The organism is Sphingomonas sp. P3_C6, from assembly GCF_056402595.1.
The window spans coordinates 297,508-318,355 of record NZ_JBFUHB010000002.1; the positions used below are offsets into that span (position 1 = coordinate 297,508).

14 protein-coding genes are annotated in these 20,848 nt (G+C 65.2%); 4 read left to right on the plus strand and 10 right to left on the minus strand.

Features of this window, described 5'->3' with window-relative positions; translation table 11 throughout:
- Positions 1-20: 20 nt before the first annotated feature.
- Genes addA through AC1DT7_RS04865 form a run of 8 tightly spaced genes read right to left on the minus strand, consistent with a single transcriptional unit; the run spans position 21 to position 11,537 of the window.
- Positions 21-3,461, minus strand: coding sequence for a double-strand break repair helicase AddA (gene addA, locus AC1DT7_RS04830; protein WP_478034606.1), 3,441 nt, complete (start codon positions 3,459-3,461; stop codon positions 21-23).
- Positions 3,442-6,411 (minus strand): double-strand break repair protein AddB, encoded by a 2,970-nt coding sequence (gene addB, locus AC1DT7_RS04835; protein WP_478034607.1) that lies wholly within the window; start codon positions 6,409-6,411, stop codon positions 3,442-3,444. The genes addA and addB overlap by 20 nt, the downstream gene beginning before the upstream one ends.
- Complete coding sequence (locus AC1DT7_RS04840) at positions 6,404-7,165, minus strand: nucleotidyltransferase family protein (RefSeq protein ID WP_478034608.1); 762 nt, start codon at positions 7,163-7,165, stop codon at positions 6,404-6,406. Before AC1DT7_RS04840 ends, addB begins: the two co-directional genes overlap by 8 nt.
- Positions 7,162-8,133, minus strand: a complete 972-nt coding sequence (locus tag AC1DT7_RS04845; protein ID WP_478034657.1) for an aminoglycoside phosphotransferase family protein — start codon at positions 8,131-8,133, stop codon at positions 7,162-7,164. Before AC1DT7_RS04845 ends, AC1DT7_RS04840 begins: the two co-directional genes overlap by 4 nt.
- Positions 8,130-8,570: a tRNA (adenosine(37)-N6)-threonylcarbamoyltransferase complex ATPase subunit type 1 TsaE gene (gene tsaE, locus AC1DT7_RS04850; protein ID WP_478034609.1), complete on the minus strand. Its 441-nt coding sequence runs from the start codon at positions 8,568-8,570 to the stop codon at positions 8,130-8,132. Before tsaE ends, AC1DT7_RS04845 begins: the two co-directional genes overlap by 4 nt.
- 4 nt (positions 8,571-8,574) lie before the next feature.
- Positions 8,575-8,874 (minus strand): CcdB family protein, encoded by a 300-nt coding sequence (locus AC1DT7_RS04855; RefSeq protein ID WP_478034610.1) that lies wholly within the window; start codon positions 8,872-8,874, stop codon positions 8,575-8,577.
- Positions 8,874-9,152 carry a type II toxin-antitoxin system CcdA family antitoxin gene (locus AC1DT7_RS04860; protein ID WP_478034611.1) on the minus strand — a complete coding sequence of 93 codons (279 nt, stop codon included), beginning with the start codon at positions 9,150-9,152 and terminating at the stop codon, positions 8,874-8,876. The genes AC1DT7_RS04855 and AC1DT7_RS04860 overlap by 1 nt, the downstream gene beginning before the upstream one ends.
- Before the next feature lie 30 nt (positions 9,153-9,182).
- The gene (locus tag AC1DT7_RS04865; protein WP_478034612.1) at positions 9,183-11,537 is read right to left on the minus strand and encodes a sensor histidine kinase; all 2,355 of its coding nucleotides are present in this window, start codon (positions 11,535-11,537) and stop codon (positions 9,183-9,185) included.
- Between the two features lie 298 nt (positions 11,538-11,835).
- Here AC1DT7_RS04865 and AC1DT7_RS04870 point away from each other — a divergent pair, with 298 nt between their 5' ends.
- The 3 genes from AC1DT7_RS04870 to AC1DT7_RS04880 all read left to right on the plus strand — a co-directional run bounded on the left by AC1DT7_RS04870 (position 11,836) and on the right by AC1DT7_RS04880 (position 17,780).
- A complete protein-coding gene (locus AC1DT7_RS04870) occupies positions 11,836-14,919 on the plus strand; it encodes a TonB-dependent receptor domain-containing protein (RefSeq protein ID WP_478034613.1) in 3,084 nt (1,027 codons plus the stop codon).
- A gap of 165 nt (positions 14,920-15,084) precedes the next feature.
- Positions 15,085-16,002: a 2OG-Fe(II) oxygenase gene (locus AC1DT7_RS04875; protein ID WP_478034614.1), complete on the plus strand. Its 918-nt coding sequence runs from the start codon at positions 15,085-15,087 to the stop codon at positions 16,000-16,002.
- A complete protein-coding gene (locus AC1DT7_RS04880) occupies positions 15,999-17,780 on the plus strand; it encodes a tetratricopeptide repeat-containing sulfotransferase family protein (RefSeq protein WP_478034615.1) in 1,782 nt (593 codons plus the stop codon). Before AC1DT7_RS04875 ends, AC1DT7_RS04880 begins: the two co-directional genes overlap by 4 nt.
- 61 nt (positions 17,781-17,841) lie before the next feature.
- Here the strand turns inward: AC1DT7_RS04880 and ahcY are convergent, their stop codons facing one another.
- Positions 17,842-19,263, minus strand: coding sequence for an adenosylhomocysteinase (ahcY, locus tag AC1DT7_RS04885; RefSeq protein ID WP_478034616.1), 1,422 nt, complete (start codon positions 19,261-19,263; stop codon positions 17,842-17,844).
- Positions 19,264-19,558: 295 nt separating this feature from the next.
- Positions 19,559-20,119, minus strand: a complete 561-nt coding sequence (locus AC1DT7_RS04890) for a YqgE/AlgH family protein (RefSeq protein WP_478034618.1) — start codon at positions 20,117-20,119, stop codon at positions 19,559-19,561.
- Positions 20,120-20,254: 135 nt separating this feature from the next.
- On the opposite strand from AC1DT7_RS04890, the gene AC1DT7_RS04895 reads away from it, so the two are divergent.
- On the plus strand, positions 20,255-20,734 hold the full coding sequence (locus AC1DT7_RS04895) for a redoxin family protein (RefSeq protein ID WP_478034619.1): 480 nt from the start codon (positions 20,255-20,257) through the stop codon (positions 20,732-20,734).
- Positions 20,735-20,848: the final 114 nt, after the last annotated feature.

The window sequence follows — 20,848 nt, forward strand, 5'->3', positions numbered from 1 at the left end:
AGGGAGGGCAGCGCCCGCACTCAAGCAGGCAGGTCGTAGCTTTGCTGCGGCGGGGCATAGCCCGGCTTGTGCGTATCGAGCAGGCTTTGCGGCAGCGTGATCAGGGTCGGCCCGGCGGTGTAGAGCAGCGCCGGCTCGATCATGCGGCCGGGAAAGATCACGCGCAGCGCCTCGACATAGGCCGCCATCTGCCGGGCGTGATAGACCGGCACCTCCTCCGGGGTCTGCGGGATCTGCCGCCCCGTCTTGAAGTCGATCACCTGGATCAGGTCGGGCGTCACCAGCAGCCGGTCGACCGTGCCGGACACGACCACCCCCTCTCCCACCACGGCCGCGATCGGTGCCTCGGCCAGCGAGTCAGGGCCGAACAGCTCGGCAAAACGAGAGTCGTTCAGCACGGCGAGGACAGTCCGCCCGATCTCGGCCCGCGCAGCCGGATCGGTCACCGCACCGACTCGCTCAAGCCAGCGATCGGCCGCTTCGGCCCGTGCGTCGGGGGCTACCGCCGGCAGGCGCTCGAACAGCGCATGGATCAGCCGCCCGCGATCGGCCGCCAGCCGCATCGCCGGCGTCGGCGGGGGATCGGCCACCGCATCCTCGCCAAGCGACGATGGCGCGAGCGGACGAGGCGGCCGCGCCTCGACCGGCGCGCGCTGGCTCGTCCAGGCAGGGAGCGTCGCCTCTTCCTCGATCTCGGCCGCCTTCCTGCCCGACACGGGCACGGCCCGCTGCGGCACGAGTCCGGTGAAACGTCGTTCGTCCGGCGACGGCGGCACATCGAGCGCGGTCATCGCCCGGTCGGCGGCGGCGTACCAGCTCGACGGCGGCGGCTCGCCCCTGGCCAGCGGCCCCAATGCGCCTGCGATCACCAGCCGCTCCTCAGCCCGTGTCGCCGCGACATAGAAGAGCCGCCAATGCTCCTCCAGTTCGCGTTGCGCATCGGCATCGATCACCTCGCCCAGCGGCCCGCCGCGTTCGCTGGCGCGCGGCCGGAAGATCGGCAGCGCGTGGGCCATGCCCTCCGGCGTCCAGTCGAGCGTCGATCGCGGAGACCTGGTCGGGTCGACCGCGGCATCGGCCAGGATCACCAGCGGCGCCTGCAAGCCCTTGGCGCCGTGCGCCGTCATCACCCGCACCGCATCGAGCGGCGCGGACGGGTCGCGCTTGATCTCCACATCGCCGCGATCGAACCAGTCGAGGAAGCGCTGAAGCGATGGCGTACCCAACGACTCGAAGTCGAGCGCCGCGTTGAGCAGTTCCTCGATCGGGTCTCGTGCCTCCTGCCCCAGCCGCCGGATCAGCTTTCGCCGACCATCGAGCGGCCCCGACAGCATCTCCTCCAGGAACTGGTAGGGCGTGGCGATATCCGCCCGGTCGAGCATGCTATGCAGCGGATCGAGCGCGTCGCGCGGCTGCGTGCGCGACAGATGCCGCCACAGGCTGCCGCTCTCGCGCGGCGCCGCGTCCATCAGCCGCTCCTGGCTCCAGCCGATCAGCGGCGAGACGAGCAGGCTGGCCAGCGACAGATCGTCGCCCGGCTGAAGCACGAAGCGGATTGCGGCGAGCAGGTCCTGCACCGCGAGCGGGGCATTGAGTCGCAGCCGGTCGACGCCGGCAACCGGCACATTCTCGGCATAGAGCCGCGCGACGATCAGAGAGGCCAGCTCGCCGCGCCGCTTGACCAGGATCATCACATCCTCGGGACGAAGCGTCCGCCCCTTGCTCTCCAGCACCAAAGTGCCAATCCACGCCTTGATCTGTTTCGCGATCTGGCTGGCGAGCGCCCGCGTGGAATCGGCGATCCAGCCTTCCTCATCCTCCTCGCTGCCGCCGGCGATGGTCAGTGGCCAGAGGGTGACCGTGCCTGGCCCATCGACCTCGCTCGCATGCGGCTCGCGCTCGGCAATCGTGCCGAGCCCGGGCTCGGGGATCGCCTCGATCGCCGCATCGACGAATTCGAGCACCGCTCTCGTCGAGCGGAAACTATGGGTCAGCGACAGCCGATCGAAGCGGCGCCCCTCCCCGTCCGGTCCCTGTGCATCGTCTGCCAGTCCGCCGAAATGCCGCTCGGCTGCCTGGAAATAGATCGGGTGCGTGCCCTGGAAGCCGAAGATCGCCTGCTTGTAATCGCCGACCGTGAACAGTGTCCGTAGCCGCTCGTCATGAGACCCAAGTCCGGCGAAGAACTCGTCGGCCAGCGCGCGAATGATCGCCCATTGTTCGGGGTTGGTGTCCTGCGCCTCGTCGATCAGGATATGCTCGGTCACCTGGTCGAGCTTGTAGCGCACCCATTCGCCCATGCCCGGCTGACCGAGCAGGTCGATCGTGGCGCGGATCAGGTCGTCGAAATCGACACCACCCACCCGGCGTTTGGCCCGCGCATAGGCGGCGGCATAATCGCGGCCCACATCGAGCGCGTCGGCGAGCAGATCGGCATAGACGGCGCGGACCCGGAGATCGAGCAGGTCGGCGCACCAGGCATAGAGCCCGCTTGCCACGTCCGCATAATCTTCCTCCTGCGGCGCCTGCCCCTTGCCGAAGGAGCGCATGTCGCCATCCGCCTTGGCCCAGACCTTGTGCAGATCGGTCAGCGACGCGGCGCGTTCGGCGACCGGCTTCTCCAGCCAGCCATAGATGATCCCGGCCCGTTCGATGCCGCTCTTCGTGCCCCAGCCGCTGTTCATGCCGCCAAGCGCATCCAGCGCCTCGTGATCGACCACATCGTCGCCGCACGCGCTGAGGATCACGCTCTCGATATCGCCGGTCGGCAGGTCGAGCGCCCGGCGGATGAAGGGACGCAATCCGTCGCCGCGCGGCAATTCCTCCATCGCAGCCGGAGCGCGGGCGCAGGCGCGCAGGAAATTCTCCGCTTCGCCTTCGCCAAGCCTGACGCTCAGACGCCCGATCGTGTCGATCGGCTTGAGCCTGCCTTCCCTATCGGCATCGACCAGCATCTCGGCCAGCGCCTCGCGCGCCAGCACCGACTCTTCACGCCCCTCCAGCGGCCGGAAACCGGGCACCAGCCCCGCCTCCACCGGGAAGGCCGCGAGCAGCCCCTGGCAGAAGCTGTGGATCGTCTGGATACGAAGCCCGCCCCCGGGCGCATCCAGTACCTTGGCGAACAGCGTGCGCGCATAGGCGATCCGCCGCGGATCGAGATGATCTTCGCCCAGCGCGAACAGGTCCTTTTTCAGGTCGTTCTCGGGCATGCGTACCCAGGCGGCGAGACGCGCGCTGATCCGCCCGGCCATTTCCGCCGCTCCCGCCTTGGTGAAAGTCAGGCACAGGATCGCGCCCGGGTCGACACCGCGCAGCAACAGGCGGAACACGCGCGCCGTCAGCACCTGGGTCTTGCCGGTGCCGGCCGAAGCGGACAGCCAGACATGCGCATCGGGCGCGCTCGCCGCGGCCTGGTTGCCCTTGAGCAATGGGAGGGGCCGGTTATCCCCGCTCACGGCCATACCATTCGTCGCGACGCATCAGCTGGTCATATTCGGCATAAGGCGCATATTCCGGATGGAGCTTGGCGGTGAACGCCTCGCTGCCGGTCAGCCATGCCGCGACGGCCTCGGTGAAATGATGCGCGGCCAGGGCGGGGAAATCCTCCGGGCGGACCTTGTCGCCCTTGCCCGCCGGATCGGTCGGCGTGGTGATATAGCCGAAACTGTCGTTGCGCTTGCCGAGTGACCAATATTCGAAGCCGCGCGCCTCACCCCTGATGCCCTCGAACCCGCCGCGCTCGGCGATCAGGCCGAGCAGTCCGAGCTGAAGGCTGAACCCGGCACGCACCGAAGCCGGCGATGGCGCCTTGCCCGTCTTGTAGTCGATGACCGACAGCGTGCCGTCGGGCAGCAGGTCGATCCGGTCGAACTTGCCGGTCAGGGTCACGCCGGCAATGTCGATCTTGCCGTCCTTCTCGACCGCAAGCACCTTGCGGCCAAGCGCAGATCCACGCGCGATCTCGGCCGCGATCCAGTCGATCGCCTCCATCAGCCTTGGCTGCCACAGCGCCCGCATCATCGGGTGGGTGCGCTCATCGGCCAGCATCGCCAGCGCCCGCCGGCGCAGCGTATCCGGCGCGCAATCATCCTCGCGCGCCCAGACCTCCAGGATTTCATGTACCGCCGTACCGCGCCACGCCGCGCTGGGATCGGCATCGACCGGATCGAGCGCCATCAACCGCAGGATGCGCTTGGCATAGAAGGCATATGGGTCGGCCTTCAGCCGATCGACATCCGTCACCGCGATGCGCTTCGGCCGAAGCATGGCAGCCGGCGATGGCGCCGGCTGATCGGCCGGCTCATGCGTGTCCGGATGATCGAGCGCCCTTGTCCATCGCTCGAGCGACCGTGCCCGCTCGAACCGCTCGCCTGCCAGCGCCTGCAACCGAAGCCAGAAGCGCGAGGCGATCGCCGGCTGGCTCGCATCGCGCCGGGCGCGCGTGATGAGCGCCTGCGGTGCCCCAAGCGCGCCGGCCAGATCGTGCGCCGAGACCCCGATACGCCGATCGAGCCCCGGGAGTCCCAGTTCAGCGCGGATGCGCGGTGCCAACCAGGGATCGGGTGCCGGTTGCCCGGGCCAGGTGCCCTCGTTCAGCCCACCCAGGATCATCAGGTCGGCGGTTTGCAGCCGGGCTTCGATCAGGCCGTAGATCGCCAGCCGCGGATGTCCGCCCTGGGGCGGCCGCACCGCCGCCTCGTCCATCAGCGTCTTGAGCAGCGGTGCGAGGCTCGCCGGCTCGACACTGGCCGGGCCGGCATCAGCCTCGGCCTCCAGATCGGCCAGAAGCTCGGACGCGGCGCGACCGGCCGGGCCGCTCCACAGCGCATCCCCGCACAGGACCTGCGCCGTCTCGCGCAGCGCCGCGACCAGCGTCGCCAAAGGTTGAGCGCCACCCTCGAACACGGCCTCGATCGGCGACAGAAGCGCACGCGCCTCGGGCCACCATGCCGCCGCCTCGCCGAACAGCCGCCGCTCGCGCTCGGACGGATCGCTCAGGTGATCGTCGATCCCGCCCAGCCCCGCCGCAGGTCGCGGTCCGCGCAATACCCGGTCCAGCGCACGCGCGCCCTCAAGCCATGCACCACGCGTCTCGCCGAAACGTACCAGCGGGTGCTTGAGCAGGGTCAGCAGCGCGAGCGGCGCAAAACGCTGGGTCGCGGCTTCGGCCAGCGCTGTAAGCAAGGTGCCCGACGGCAGGATCGACAGCGGCCGACCGGCGGAATCGTCGATCTCGATGCCCCAGCGCGCGGCGTGCGCCGCCACCCGGCGCGCAAGCCCGCGATCCGGCGTCACCAGAGCGGCGGTACGACCCGGCATCTCGAGCACCTCACGCAAGGCAAGCGCGATGGCCTGCGCCTCTTCGGCCGGCGTCGCGAGTTCGGCGGCGGCGATACCCGACAGGCGCCGGTCTTCGGCGTCGAGCCGGGTCCATTTGCCCGTATATTCGGCCGGTGCCAGCGCATTGGCGATGGCCCGTCCCCTTGCCGCCGTCGCGTCATGGCCACCACCGTCACGCCAGGGCAGGAACTCGCCACGGTTGACGCCCATGCGCTTCAACAGCAGTTTCAGGTGAAATTGCGGATGCGTCTCGATCGACCGGCGGCGGAACCCGGTGACGGGATCGGGCTCATGCGGCCCAAGCGCCTGCCACTCATCCTCGTCCATGCCGGTCGCCAGATCGGCCAGCACCACCATGCCCTTTGGCAGTTCCGACACGCATCGCAGCAGCAGCCCGACGGCGGGCGCTGAATCAGTGATGCCGGCAGCACAGACGAAGCCGGGCGGTGGCGTATCCTTCCATCGCCCGGTCAGCCGGCGGAGCAGTCGCCCGCGCCGATCGGCAAGGTCGATGCGACCCAATCGCTTGAGCTCGGCCGGCCAGCGATCGAGCACTATTCCAAACAGTGTCAGCGCCCGGCGCCAATGGTCAGACAGTTCCTCGCTCAATTCGAGATCGCGCAGTTTCGCCGGCGGTATCTCCTCGACCAGTAACTGGTCGAGCGTGCGTGCCAGGTCACCCGCCAGCCGAACCGCCTCGGCCGCATCGACCGGCTGGCCGGTCCGCTGGCGTTCCTCGGCGACCAGCCGGGCCAGGATCATCCGGCGCTGGAGCGGCGGCACCGCCGGCGGCACCGGATCTCCGTCGTCGGCGGGATCGAGGGCAGCGCCCGTCGCCTCGTCGAGTTCCCCGATCGAGACGAGCCGGGGCAGCAACAGCCCCCCCTCGCTCGCGCGCACAAATGCGTCGGTCATCGCCCGTTTGGCACGGTTGTTGGGCAGCAGCACCAGCCCGCGCGCGAGCCCGAGCGGCTCCCCGCCGAAACGCCGGATCAGCCCGGCAGCAAGCGCGTCGGCAAAGGCCCGGTGCGCAGGGATGGTGAAGAGTGCCGGTTTGACGGCCTCAGCCATCAGCGAGGATCGCCTCGGTCTGCCCTATCGCGGCTGGCGTGCCGACATCGAACCACAGTCCCTGATGGACCAGACCAAAAGCGCGCCCGGCAGCAATCGCCCGCTCCCAGAAGAGCATGGTCGAGAACGGTCCCTCCGGCCAATCCTTGATCACGCGCGGCGACAGAATCTGAACGCCCGTATAGACGAACGGCGCGGGTCTGCCGGGCTGGCGGCGCTTGGTGATGCGGCCGTCGGGGGCGAGGTGGAAATCGCCCTGCCCGCCATGGTTATACGCCTTGGCCAGCGGCACGACGAGCAGCAGCGCGTCCATCGTCGCATCGTCCCAGCGCGCCGCGAGCAGGCGGATCGCATCGGCCGGGCCATCGACCCACAGATTGTCGCTGTTGACGACGATGAACGGCTTGTCGCCGATCAGGTCGCGCGCCTTGACGATGCCGCCGCCCGTTTCCAGGAGCGCGCCGCGCTCGTCGGAGACAGCGATTTCAATGCCTTTCACGCGATTCATCAGATGCGCTTCGAGCGCGTCCGCCAGATAATGGACATTGACCACCGCCCGCTTCACGCCCGCCGAGCGCAGCCGGTTGAAGACATGATCGATCAGCGGCCGCCCCGCCACCTCGACCAGCGGCTTGGGCCGTGTCGCGGTCAGCGGGCGCATGCGCTTGCCGAGGCCGGCGGCCATCACCATCGCGGTTTCGGGGACCTCGCCGCCCGGGTCGGGGCGGATCGCAAGAGTACGCTTGGTCGTCATTGGCCGGGAATCACCATCGGGTCGCCGCGCATGTCGGCAGGGATATTGGCATCGAACCAGGCCTTCACCGGCGCCAGCGCCGGATGAGCCAGGTCACGTTCGAGATAGCGCCAGACGCGTGGGCACAGCGCCGCGTAGCGCGGTTTGCCGTCGCGCTTCCACAGGCGGGTGAAGATGCCAACGATCTTCGCGTTCCGCTGCGCGCCGAGGACATGATAGGCGATGTCGAAATCCTCCCCGGCGCCGGTAATGCGCTTGTAGCGCCCCAGCATGACGCTTTCGAGCGCGGGGTCCACGTCGCGCCGCGCATCCTGCAGGAGCGAGACGAGGTCATAGGCAGGATGCCCCGCCAGCGCATCCTGGAAGTCGAGCAGGCCGAGCGTGTCGCTGCCGCCGATCAGCATCAGGTTTTCGGCATGATAGTCGCGCAGCACCGTCACGCGCGGGCCGGTCAGCGCGGCCTCGAACACGGCGTCCCACGCCGCGTCATAGCCGATCTGGTCGGCCTCGATGCCGATCGCCGGGCAATACCACTCGGTCAGCAGGTTGGCCTCTCTGTGGAGTACCACGCGATCATAGGGAGCGAGGGGCCCCGCCTCATGCCCGTGCAGCCTGACCAATATATCTATCGCCGCCTCGTACAGTCCATTCTCGCGGTCGCCTGCCTCATCGACCGTCTCGCGCATCCGGACATCACCGAAATCGTCGAGCAGGACGAGCCCCTGATCCAGATCGACACCCTGGATCGCCGGTGCGGCAAAGCCGCGTTCCCCCAGCCAGCGCGCGATCTCGATAAAGGGTCGCGGATCCTCGTGCGGCGGCGGGGCATCCATCAGGATCGCGCTGCGTGACCCATCGACCACCCTAAAATAGCGGCGGAACGAGGCATCGCCCGCCACGGGCAGGATATCAGCCCCTCCCCAACCATTGGACGCAAGAAAAGCGGCCGCAGCGGCCGGCGGGGTCATATCTGCTGCCATCGCGCCCTCCAAGCCGCAGGCACCTCGGCTGTCAAGGCGCGGCTGCCATCCGGCTCGATCGACAAGGTCAGTGCGAGCGCATGCGGCCATATGCCGGGCGCGCGTTCCGGCCATTCGACGATCAGCAGCGAATCGGACAAGGCTTCGTCAAGCCCAAGTTCCTCGATCTCGTCGGGATCGTCGATGCGGTAAAGATCGACATGAAGCACCGGAAACCGCACCTCGGGCGGCGCATAGGGCTGCACGATCGCAAAGCTCGGGCTTGGCGCTTCGCCCTCAAGTCCAAGCGCCGCCAGCAGGCCACGCGCGATACTCGTCTTCCCGGCCCCTAGCGGACCGCTCAACGTGATCACATCGCCAGGTTCGGCGAGTTCGGCGAGACGCGCACCAAAGGCCTCCGTCGCCGCAGGGTCAGCTAATATCATCTCTTCAATAGCCAGTCAGGAGCATGTCGAGGGCGTTCATGATGGCGGGTTGCTCGTCGGCCAGCGACGTGACACGGCGACCAATCATCCGTGCCGGGATAGTGGCGGCCGACTGAGTGGCCATGATCACCCTTTTCCCTTCGATCTCGAATGTCGGGTTCAACCGGACGAATGTCTTGCGGAACATGGATGCCGGCAATAGCGGCACGACGAAGCGGCTATCCAGTTCATCCAGGACATCGGCCTGACAGTCGAGCAGAAGCTCGTCGCCATCCGTCGGACGATAGACGTCGAAACGCGCCATCAGAACTGGCGAAAGCGCTCTAGTGGCAATCCATGTTCGGCAACATGGGCGTTCCATTCAGCGATCGCCTCGCGATTTTCTTCCTTCCAGCGCCGTCCCCGCTCCTCGGAAATCTGTTTCGCCAGCCCCTCTTCGCATGCACGCGAGATATTGATGCCAAGCTCCTTGGCGTCGTCAATCATCGCGGAATCGAGCGAGATATTGGTTGGACGCCGAAACGGCGCCTTTGATTCACGCAGAGTAGATCGCGTCATGGAAGGCCTCCATTTCATGCGCATATAATATGCGCATATCCATGCACGATCAAGCTAGTGGCGCGGCAACCTGACGGTAATGAGGGTCCCCTCGCCCGGTTCCGATACCAGCTCGATCGTGCCGCCATGGGCTTCGACAAACTGCTTGGCGAGCGGCAGGCCGAGCCCGAGGGATCGCTCCCCGCCATGGGTCACCCCAGGCTCGGCAAAACGATCGAACGCATGCGTCACGGCATTGGCCGTCATGCCGCCTCCGTCATCCGACACCACGATCCTTGCGGCAGCCGCAGTGCCGTCGACATGCAGCAGGATGCGCCCGCCCTGCTCGGTCCCGCCAACGGCGTGGCGCAGCAGATGCTCGATCACCTGACGCAGACGTTTCGCATCGCCCTTCATGCCGCCCGTTGACGGCAATATCTCGACCGCGAAATCCAGCTTCTTCCGCGCAGCCAGCGGCTGGATCGCCTCCGCCCCGTCTCGCGCCACTGCCTCGAGATCGACCTCGATCATCTCGAGCACCGGGGTGCGGCCCTCATTCTGCGTGAGATCCAGTACCTCGTCGACAAAGAAGCCCAGCCGCTCGACCGACTCCAGGATCGCCGCGACATAGCCGTGCGCATCCTTGCTCAGCTTGCCGGCATAGCCCTCGGCCAGCATCTCGGCGAAGCCGCTGATCGACGTGATCGGCGTGCGGAGCTCATAGCTCATATTCGCGACGAACGCCGTCTTGATACGGTCGGCTGCTTCGAGTGCCTCGTTACGGTCGCGCAGCACGCGCTCCATTCGGCGGCTGTCCGTCACGTCGAGCATCGTGAACAGCCCGTTACCGTCCGGCAGCGGCACCGCAGCCAGTTCGAAGAAGCGGCCATCGGCAAATTCGAGTTCGCCGCCGCGCTGCTGACGCTCGACCGTCGCAGCGCGTACCAGATCGCCGATCAGCGACGAGCGTCGGGGCTTGGCAAGCTGCCGCGCGGCGGCGTTCGCCAGCACATCGACACCCGGGTGGCCCGACAGGAACGCTTCCTCGAACCCCCAAAGCGCCCGGAACTTGTTGTTCCAGAGTTGCAGGCGCCCATCGGCGGCGAAGACGCCAAGCGCCTCGTAGAGATTGTCGAAGGTCGCCGTCCGCACGCGCAGCAGCGTGTCGCGCGCGCTGGCGAGCTGGATCTGCTCGGTGCGGTCTTCGAAGATCAGCAGCAGTCCGCCATCGGGCAAGGGCTGTGCCACGACGCGCAGATGCACCCCGCCCGGCAAATGCCATTGCTCTTCGATCGCACCACCCGCCTCCAGGAACCAGTCGCGCCGCTCCGCCTTCCAGCGCGGGAAGTCGCGCACTTCGGGCAGGCGGTTTGCCTCCCGCATCCGCTCCAATACGCGATCGAATTCGGGCCGGTCGGCGAGCCATTCGCTTTTCATCGCGAACAGTCGACGAAACGGCTGGTTGCAGAAAGAAAGTGTGCGGTCGGCGGCAAACTGCACCACGCCGGCGGACAGCCGGTCGAGCATGGCGCGCTGCGCATCGGCAAAGCGCTTGATCCCGCTGCGTGCCTGTTCGAGCTCTTCGATATCGACCGCGAAACCCGCCACGCCACCCGTCGGCAAGGGCACGTCATAGACGCGCAGCATGCGCCGCATCGTGCGGATCGTCGCCGGCATCGTCTGCATCTGCGGCTTGTTGCTGTCGCGCGCGACGACCGCACCTGCCAGCGGGCCGCCGACGCCCGATCCCTCGACCAGTTCCACACCACGCCGGATCACATCCGCCGCGTCGGGCGCCTCGACCGCGTCGATATAGGCTGAATTGACCATCGCCAGCCGCAGGTCGGGGCCGCGATACCACATGGGCATGGGTGCCGCCTCGATTAGCCCGGTCAGTGCGTCGAACGCGGCCAGCGCTTCGGCACGCTCCTCGTCGAGCCGGGCGATCTCAGCCTCGCTCTCCGTCGCGTCGAAAACCCACAATACCACGCCGCCGGGCGCCTGCAGGTCGCGCGGCGCGCGCGATCCCTTGATCATCAGCGCGCGCGACGATCCCCTCGCCCGGATCGCCCGTGAGAAGCTCCGCCCGGCTTTCTGCGCCGCCGCGACATCGGCCGCGAGCGCTCGTGCGTCCTCGGGTGTCAGCCCGGCATCGCGCCCCGCCAGATCGTCGAGATAACGTGGTGGCGGCGAGAGGCCGAGCCAGCCGGCCAGGCGATCGGGCAACTCCAGCCGGCCATCGGCTCTCACCACCATTGCGAGTGCGGGTGCCGATCCGATCAACGCATCGAGCCTCGCGTTGGAGAGCAACGTTGCCGCAGCGCTACGCCGGGCACTGAGCCCGACATATAAAGCGAAGCAGGCGCCGCCGATCAGCACGGCAAGCACAATCCCCGCCACCACGCTGCCGACCACGGATATCTGTATCACCACAGCCCCTTCACACCCGGCCTAAAGGCAGGCGCCTCATGGAAACCTACTAGGGCATGATCGGCACAATTTCAAAAGCTTGAAAAACACGCGGGAATCGCGGCCGAATCGGAACGAATGTGATATTTCCGAAACAGTTATCCAGTTTAAAAACCCCATTCTATGAACGGCACTTGAACATACAGGTTGTTTTACGCAGGATTTGAGTCCGGGGGGCCACAACAGGGGCCAGAAAATGCAAAAAGACCGCTTTCAATCGTCAAGCGCACTTTGCTCGGTGACCTTTATCGGCGCACTCATGCTGAGTACGCCCGTTGCAGCACAGACGGCGCCGGAAACAGCAACTCCAGCCACCACCCAGACAACCCTGCCGGCTGACACAACTTCGGACGCGACCGATGATCAGGGCGAAGTCATCGTTACCGGCTCTCGTATCCGGCGGCCGAATCTCAGTTCTCCGGTGCCCGTGACCAGCGTTCAGGGCGAAGACTTCTTCAAGACCGGCACGACAGCGGTTGGCGACGTGCTGAACCAGTTGCCAGCACTGACCAGCACCTTCAGCCAGTCCAACTCGACCCGCTTCCTTGGCACGTCGGGTCTCAACCTGCTCGACCTTCGCGGCCTCGGCACCCAGCGTACACTCGTGCTGGTCAATGGACGGCGTCACGTCGCCGGCGACATCCTGAACAACGCCGCCTCGCCGGACGTGAACACGATCCCGACCGATCTCATCGAGCGGGTCGATGTCGTCACTGGCGGTGACTCGGCGGTTTACGGCTCCGACGCCATCGCGGGCGTGGTGAACTTCGTACTCAAGGATAATTACCAGGGCGTCCAGCTTCGCGGACAGGGCGGTGCCAGCCGTTATGGCGATGCAGGCTCCTATTATCTGAGCGGCCTGTTCGGCCAGAATTTCGCCGATGGGCGCGGCAATATCGCGGTCAATTTGGAGTATGCGCACCAGGAGGATTTCTACGCACCGGATCGCCCGACCCTGCGCAACAACAACGGGTTCGTGGCCGTCGACAGCGATCCGCCCTCTGCCGTCAACGGCAGCGACGGTAATCCGGACAACGTGTTCACACGGAACATTCGCAGCGTCGCGTACAGCAATGGCGGCACTTTCCTCACCTGTGGCAATGCGGCGTGCGACGCCTATTACGGTTCCTATCATTTCGACCGGAGCGGCAATCTCATACCAACCACCGGAACGCGGATCGGTTTGCCGCCACAGGGCAGCTTCGTCGGCGGCAATGGAGACAATTTCCGGGACGGGACGCAACTCGGCCTCTATCCGAAACTCGATCGCTACAGCGCGAATCTGATCGGCCACTTCGAGATTTCGCCGGCGTTCGTCCCTTTCATCGAGGCTAAATATGTACGCACCGATTCGCTGGGCAGCGCGAGCGGACCGTTCTTCTTCAACGGTGGCGTGACTGGTTCGCCCCGCGAGCATTTCTACACTAATAACCCCTATCTCACGAGCCAGGCCGCAGGCTTCCTGCAGGATTATTACGGCGTCGGGCCGAATGACGATCAGCCATTCTTCATGAACGAGAATGCGGTCGATCTTACAAATCGCCAGGAACGGGCGCGGCGCGAGACCTATCGCCTCGTCGGCGGTGTGCGTGGCACCTTCAACGACGACTGGACCTATGAAGTGTCGGCCAACTACGGCCGGTTCGACGAGAAGACGACAATCTTGGGCAACGTCAATTTGCAGCGCTTCCTGCTGTCGATCGACGCGGTTGACCAGGGGCAAGCGACGTCGGGCGTAGCAAACGGCAATATCGTTTGTCGGGCCACGGTCGATCCGTCGGCGCGCCTCGCGCTCGAAGGCCTGACCGGCTCGGCCGCGGATTTCGCTGCGTCGAAGCTTGCCGGCGATGTATCCGCCTGCGTCCCGGTCAATCTGTTCGGCCAGGGGCATGTCACCGACGCGGCGCGGAAGTATCTGCTGCAGGATTCGATCGCGAACGGCCGGATCACGCAGTTCGTGCTCAACGGCTTCATGAGCGGCGACACCAGCCAGTTCATAAACCTGCCCGGCGGCCCGGTCGGCTTCGCGATCGGTGCTGAATATCGGCGGGAGACGGCATCCTATCGCCAGGACGACTACACCAAGGCCGGGCTGACCTTCTATAACGCAATCCCCGACCTCGACCCGCCGGCCTTCGAGGTGAAGGAAATCTTCGGCGAAATTCGTCTCCCGATCCTGAAGGACGTTCCCTTCTTCAACGAACTGACCGTCAGCGGCGCCCTTCGCTATGCCGACTACAAGGGAAACACGGGCAACGTGCTGGCCTATAACGGCAATGTGGAATGGTCGCCGATCAAGGACATCCGCTTCCGCGCCAATTACTCACGCGCGGTCAGGGCTCCGAACCTGGTCGACCTCTATACGAAACTGGGTCAGAATTTCGCTCCGAGCTTCAGCGACCCTTGCGCACTCGATAATATCGGCGCCGGCAGCGACACTCGTGAGGCAAACTGCCGCGCCGCGGGAGTAGGGTCGTCCTTCAATATCCAGTATCTCGGCTCGCTCGGCTTCCAGTCCGGTGGCAACCCAGATCTGCGCGCAGAGAAGTCCGACTCCTACACCTTGGGTGTCGTGCTTCAGCCGTCCTTCCTGCCGGGCGCGTCGCTGTCGGTCGATTACTACAATATCAGCGTCAACAACGTCATCACATCACCGACGGCGCAGGATATCGTCGACGCATGTTATGACGCGGCCGACCTCAACAACCAGTTCTGCTCGCTGTTCAAACGGTATCAGGGGACCGGTGCCGGTACCGGTCCACGCGGGGAAGATCCCGGGCAAATCCTCGAAAACAGTCTCAACGTCATTCCGCTCAACTATGCCAAGCTGCAGGTCAGGGGCATCGACGTCGAGGCAGCGTATCAGCACGACCTCGGCCGGTACGGCAATCTTTCGACCCGATTGCTCTACTCGCATAACCTGAACAATGATTCCTATCTCAACCCGAGCGAGCCGAACCGGCGCGACCAGATCCTCGGCGAACTGGGCTTCCCGTTCGACGAGTTCACCTGGACGGTTGATTTCAAAACCGGCCCGGTCACGCTCGGCTACAAGATGCGTTATATCGGCAAGATGACGGTCGGCGACTGGGAGGCGACTCACAGCGTCCAGGGCCGCGAACCGGAAGACGCCGATTACTCCGACATCGTCTATTACCCGTCGACCTTCTATCACGACATCCGGCTACAGGTTGATGTGAACACGAAGTATAATTTCTACATCGGCGTCGACAATCTCATCGATACGCCGCCGCCATATGGCCTCACCGGTATCGGCGGTGGCAGCGGCATCTACAGCAATCTCGGCCGCTTCATGTACGCCGGGTTTGTCGCGAAGTTCTGATCGAACGATACCGTACCAAGCAGGCCGGGGTGAAAGCCCCGGCCTGTTTCTTGTGGCCCGTCCCCCGATTTGATGGCACCACCATAGATGATGTCGAGCAGTCCGATCGATCTCGTTCAGCAGGCCGAGACGCTTGCCCGGAACGGCGATGCCGCGGCCGGCCACATGCTTCTTGAGCAGGGCGCGGACGCCGGAGACGCGCTCGCCTGCTTCGCGCTCGCCCGCTGGCATTTGTCGGGAGCGCATATTCAGCGCAACCTCGATAAATCCCGTAACTGTTTCGCCCAGGCTGCCGCACTGGGCGACGCGGAGTCAGCCCGGATCTTCAACGGCTTTCTCGCGACCGGCACCGGCGGCCCGCGGGACTGGCCCGCCGCAATGGCGCTGCTGGAAAAGCGCGCTGCCGCAAATGCAGTAGCGGAACGCGAGCTTGCACTTGTGCAGGCGATGGCGCTGACGCCCGAGGGGGATTCTGCTGCAACCTGGCACGGTGAGGTCATTAGCGAAGTGCCTCACCTTACTGTGATCAAGCGGCTGCTTACCCGAGAGGAATGCGGTTTCCTGATTGATGTGGCCACCCCAGCCTTCGCGCCTTCGACGGTGGTCGATCCGGCAACGGGCCAGTTGATCCGCAATCCGATCCGCACCTCCGAGGTGGCAGGATTTCCGCTCGTTTCCGAAGGTCCGGCGATCAGCGCGATCAATCGCCGTATCGCATCCTGCTCCGGCACATCGGCAAATCATGGAGAGCCATTGCAACTCCTGCGCTATCGCCCCGGCCAGCAATATCGCGCCCATTTCGATGGCCTCGCCAATGTCGGAAACCAGCGGGTCAAGACCATGCTGATCTATCTCAACCGCGACTATACAGGCGGCGAAACTGTCTTCCCGAAAGTGGGCATTTCGTTCCGTGGAGAAGCGGGCGATGCATTGCTGTTCCGCAATGTCCGCGCAGATGGTGCGCTCGACGAGATGTCGCTCCATGCCGGGTTGCCGGTCGTGCGTGGCGAAAAGCTTCTGGCCTCGCGCTGGATTCGGGCTCGTCCGCTCGATCTTTCGGCACCTCAAGGGCGCGTATCATGACAAGGACAGGCTCGCTGACAGTGGCACTGGCCAATGGCAGGCGTCTCCTGGCGACCAATCCGGGAGGTGCCGCGGAGCAGGCTGCGGAAATCCTCGGTATCTCTCCCGGTCAGCCCGATGCCCTGAGCCTCTATGGCGCCGCACTCCGGGCACTCGGCCGGATCCCGGATGCCGAAGCGACGGAAAAGGCATCGATCGATGCATCGCTCAGGCTGCCGACGATCAGAAACGCAGCACAGGCGCTGTCCGCCGGCCGCCTCGCCGAAGCGGAGGGGCTGCTACGCTCCAGGCTGGCAAATGCCCCGGAAGACGTAATCGCAAATGTGATGCTCGCCGATATCGCCGCACGGATCGGGATCAACGAAGAAGCGGAGAAACGCCTACGCTACGCCTGCGCACTCGCGCCGGCCTATGTCGATGCCCAGGTCAACCTGGCGATGGTCCTGTTCCAGCAGAAACGTCGGGACGAATGCATCGCGCTACTGGATGCAGCAATCGCGCGGGAGCCGGACCATTTGCGCGCCGCCGTGTCCAAGGTGACCGTCCTTGTCCAGACGGGCGAATATGATGCCGCTGCAGCCTGTTACGAGGCACTCCTACAGCGCTCCGGCACAAGTCCCAATGTGTGGATGTGGTATGGTCATTTGCTCAAGACGATGGGCCGGCAACAGGACGCGATCCATAGCTATCGCCGGGCGACGACGCTCGACCCCGATCTGGCTGAAGGCTGGTGGTCGCTGTCCAATATGAAGGCGAACCAGCTTGGCGCGGACGATATCGCGGCAATGCAGTGCGCGCTCGATCGCCTGGCGGGAAAGGATGCGCAATGCCTTCACCTCCATTTCGCTCTGGGCAAGGCCTTTGAAGATTCCCGTCAATGGGCACTATCCTTCGATCATTACGCCGCCGGGAATGCGCTCCGCCTGCGCGGGGCGCCGCACGACAGGGAGGGACTTGCGACCGAGGTGGACCAGTCGATCGCCCTGTTCGACCGGCATTTCTTCGCTGCCCGCGCGGGCAGCGGCGACCCGGCGCCAGATCCGATCTTCGTCATCGGCATGCCACGTGCAGGATCGACGCTGATCGAACAGATATTGTCGAGCCATCCGCAGATCGAAGGCACGTCGGAACTGCCCGACATTCCGCAGCTCGCGCTCGGCCTGATCGCAGATCGCTGGCGCGACGATCAGGCCACTTACCCCGCCGTCACCGGCTCGCTGCCCCCCGCAGCCTTTGCCGATCTCGGCAGGAAATATCTTCAGGCGGCTGCGCATCACCGCAAGACCGCTCGGCCATTCTTCATCGACAAGCTGCCGAACAACTGGCTGTATATCGGGTTTATCCACCTGATCCTGCCCAATGCCAGGATCGTGGATGCGCGGCGCGAGCCGATGGCGTGCTGCTTCTCCAACTTCAAACAACATTTCGCGCGCGGCCAGAATTTCGCCTATTCGCTGACCGATCTCGGCAGCTATTATCGCGACTATGTCCGACTGACCGCGCATTTCGACGAGGTACTGCCCGGCCTGATCCACCGGGTGCAGCATGAGGATCTGCTGGCCGAGCCTGAGGCGGAAATCCGCCGCCTTGTCGATTATCTCGGGCTTCCCTTCGATCCGGCGTGCCTGCGCTTTCACGAGAATGCACGCCCGGTGCGCACCGCCAGTTCCGAGCAGGTTCGCCGGCCGCTCAACCGTGACGCCGTCGATTTATGGAAATCCTACGATCCCTGGCTCGACGACCTCAAGGCAGCGCTCGGTCCGCTCGCCCCCGGCTGAGAATCAAAAAGGGGCCGCGGATCGCTCCGCGGCCCCCTTCCGTTTTCGATCTCTCGACCGATCAGTAGCGATAATGGTCCGGCTTGAACGGCCCCTCGACCGGGACGCCGATATAGCCTGCCTGCTTGTCGGTGAGCTTGGACAGCTTCACGCCCAGCTTGTCGAGGTGAAGCGCCGCGACCTTCTCGTCGAGATGCTTCGGCAGAACATACACGTCGTTCTTGTAGTTCTCACCCTTGGTGAAGAGCTCAATCTGCGCCAGCGTCTGGTTGGTGAAGCTCGCCGACATCACGAAGCTGGGATGGCCGGTCGCGCAGCCCAGGTTCACCAGGCGGCCCTTGGCCAGCACGATGATCTGCTTGCCGTCCGGGAACTTCACCAGGTCGGTGCCCGGCTTCACTTCGGTCCACTCATAGTTGCTGAGCGCCGCGATCTGGATTTCGCTGTCGAAGTGGCCGATATTGCACACGATCGACATCGGCTTCATCGCCTTCATGTGATCGGCGGTGATGACGTCGGCATTGCCGGTCGCCGTCACGAAGATGTCCGAGCGGCCAACCGCCTCTTCCATCGTCACGACTTCGAAGCCCTCCATCGCCGCCTGCAGCGCGCAGATCGGATCGACTTCAGTCACCAACACGCGCGCGCCGCCGTTGCGGAGCGACTGGGCCGAGCCCTTGCCCACGTCGCCGAAGCCGGCCACGGTCGCGACCTTGCCGGCGAGCATCACGTCGGTGGCGCGACGGATCGCGTCGACCAGCGACTCCTTGCAGCCATAGAGGTTGTCGAACTTCGACTTGGTCACGCTGTCGTTCACGTTGATCGCCGGGAACGGCAGTTCGCCCTTCTTCGCGATCTCGTACAGGCGGTGAACGCCGGTGGTGGTCTCTTCCGAAACGCCCTTCAGGTTCTTGACGGTCTCGGTCAGGTAGCCCGGATACTTCGCCACGAACGCCTTCAGCGCGCGCTGGAACTCGACTTCCTCGTCATTCTCGGGCTCGCCCAGCGTGTGCCCAGCCTCGAGCTTGGCGCCCCACAGTGCGAACATCGTCGCATCGCCGCCATCATCGAGGATGATGTTGGCGGTGGTGCCGTCGGTGCCCGCACCCCAGTTGAAGATGTCGCCGACATAGTCCCAATATTCGGCCAGGCTCTCGCCCTTCACCGCGAACACGGGCACGCCAGTCGCCGCGATAGCGGCGGCGGCATGGTCCTGGGTCGAGAAGATGTTGCAGGTCGCCCAGCGGACGTCGGCGCCGAGCGCGGTCAGCGTCTCGATCAGCACCGCGGTCTGAATCGTCATGTGGAGCGATCCGGTGATGCGCGCGCCCTTCAGCGGCTGCGACGCGCCGAATTCCTCGCGCAGCGACATGAGGCCGGGCATCTCGGTCTCGGCGATGTTGATTTCCTTGCGGCCGAAATCGGCGAGGCTGATGTCTGCAATGACATAGTCTTGAGCGCGGTCGGCGAGTGCGGTGGCCACGTAGGTGTCTCCGGATATACGAATGGATGGCCGCCACATAAGGCCCGAACGCGGGCAAATCAAATATAAAGATGTCTTTATATGTTTGCCGCCAGATTTCCAGCTGGGCCGCCGGGCGTCATGAAAACGACGCCGACTCGATTATCCTTGTGGATCACGCCGCGCCCCGAGCGTTGAGTGGCGCCAGCCACGACTCGCCACATCGAACACTGGCGCCTACCCGTTTCACAAGGTGGAGGTTTCTCGCTTTCGGTGGTCGCAATCCCCAATACCCACCACTGACATGACCCGTGGTTCAGGCGGTTCCGGTGCTGCTCGCAAGAAGCCGCGGGTCGATGCCCGCCTCGGCGAAACCCAATTCCCAGCGTGTCGCCGCCTCCGTGTCGTAGAACTGCTCGATATCCCCCGACACGTTGAACCAGCCGTGCCGCGTCAGCTCTTCGTCGAGCTGCCCCTCGCCCCAGCCGGCATAACCGAGCGCAACCAGCCAGCGGCTTGGCCCCGATCCGTCGGCGATCGCCGTCAGGGCGTCGATCGTCCCCGATAGCGCCCAGCGCCCAGCCACGTCGATCGTATCCTGACCGCTCCAGTCGTTGGAATGGAGCACGAAGCCACGGCGCTGCTCGACCGGCCCGCCCGAATGGACCGGCGCGTCGGGAGCGACACCCGGTTCGATGCCGAACTGCGCCAGCACTTCGTGCAGGCCGAGCCCGCGAATCGTCTGGCCGATCCCGATGCCGATTGCTCCCTTGGGATCATGCGCGCAGATGGCGATCACCGCGCGCTCGAAGCGCGGATCCCCGATGCCCGGCATTGCGAGCAGGAGCTGACCGGTGAGATTCGCCGCTTTATCCATCGCCGGTCACCATAGCGCGCTCAACCGCGCTCGCCATGCTTGAAATCCCATCGCGCCTGCACGAGGTAGGCTCCGCCGCAGTCTCGCGGCAATATGACAACAAGGCGCCCAAGGCGGCCCCAGGAGGATTCCAACATGACCATCAGCGTCGGCGATCGGCTGCCCAGCACCACCCTCGTCAAGGCGACCGCCAATGGCCCCGAGCAGGTCAGCTCGGACGAGTATTTCGCCGGCCGCAAGGTCGCCCTGTTCTCCGTACCCGGCGCGTTCACACCGACCTGCTCGGCCAAGCACCTCCCCGGCTATCTCGACAAGGCCGCCGAACTGAAGGCCAAGGGCATCGACGAGATCGCCTGCACGGCGGTCAACGACCCGTTCGTGATGGGTGCCTGGAGCAAGGCGAACGATGCCGAGGCCGTGACCATGCTCGCGGACGGCAACGGCACTTTCGCCGAGGCGGTCGGCCTGACCATGGACGGGTCGAAGTTCGGCCTGGGCAAGCGCGGCCAGCGTTATTCGATGGTCGTCAATGATGGCGTCGTCGAGCAGCTCAATGTCGAGGCGCCCGGCGAATTCAACGTGTCGACCGCCGAGCACATGCTGAACGAACTCTGAGGCCCGAGCCTCGGTCAAAAACTCGGCGGGGCGCGGTTGGGCAACGATCCGCCTCCCCGCCGGGAACTCGCGGGAATCCCCGGCGTTGCGGGGTAGCGATCGACCAAGGAGGCA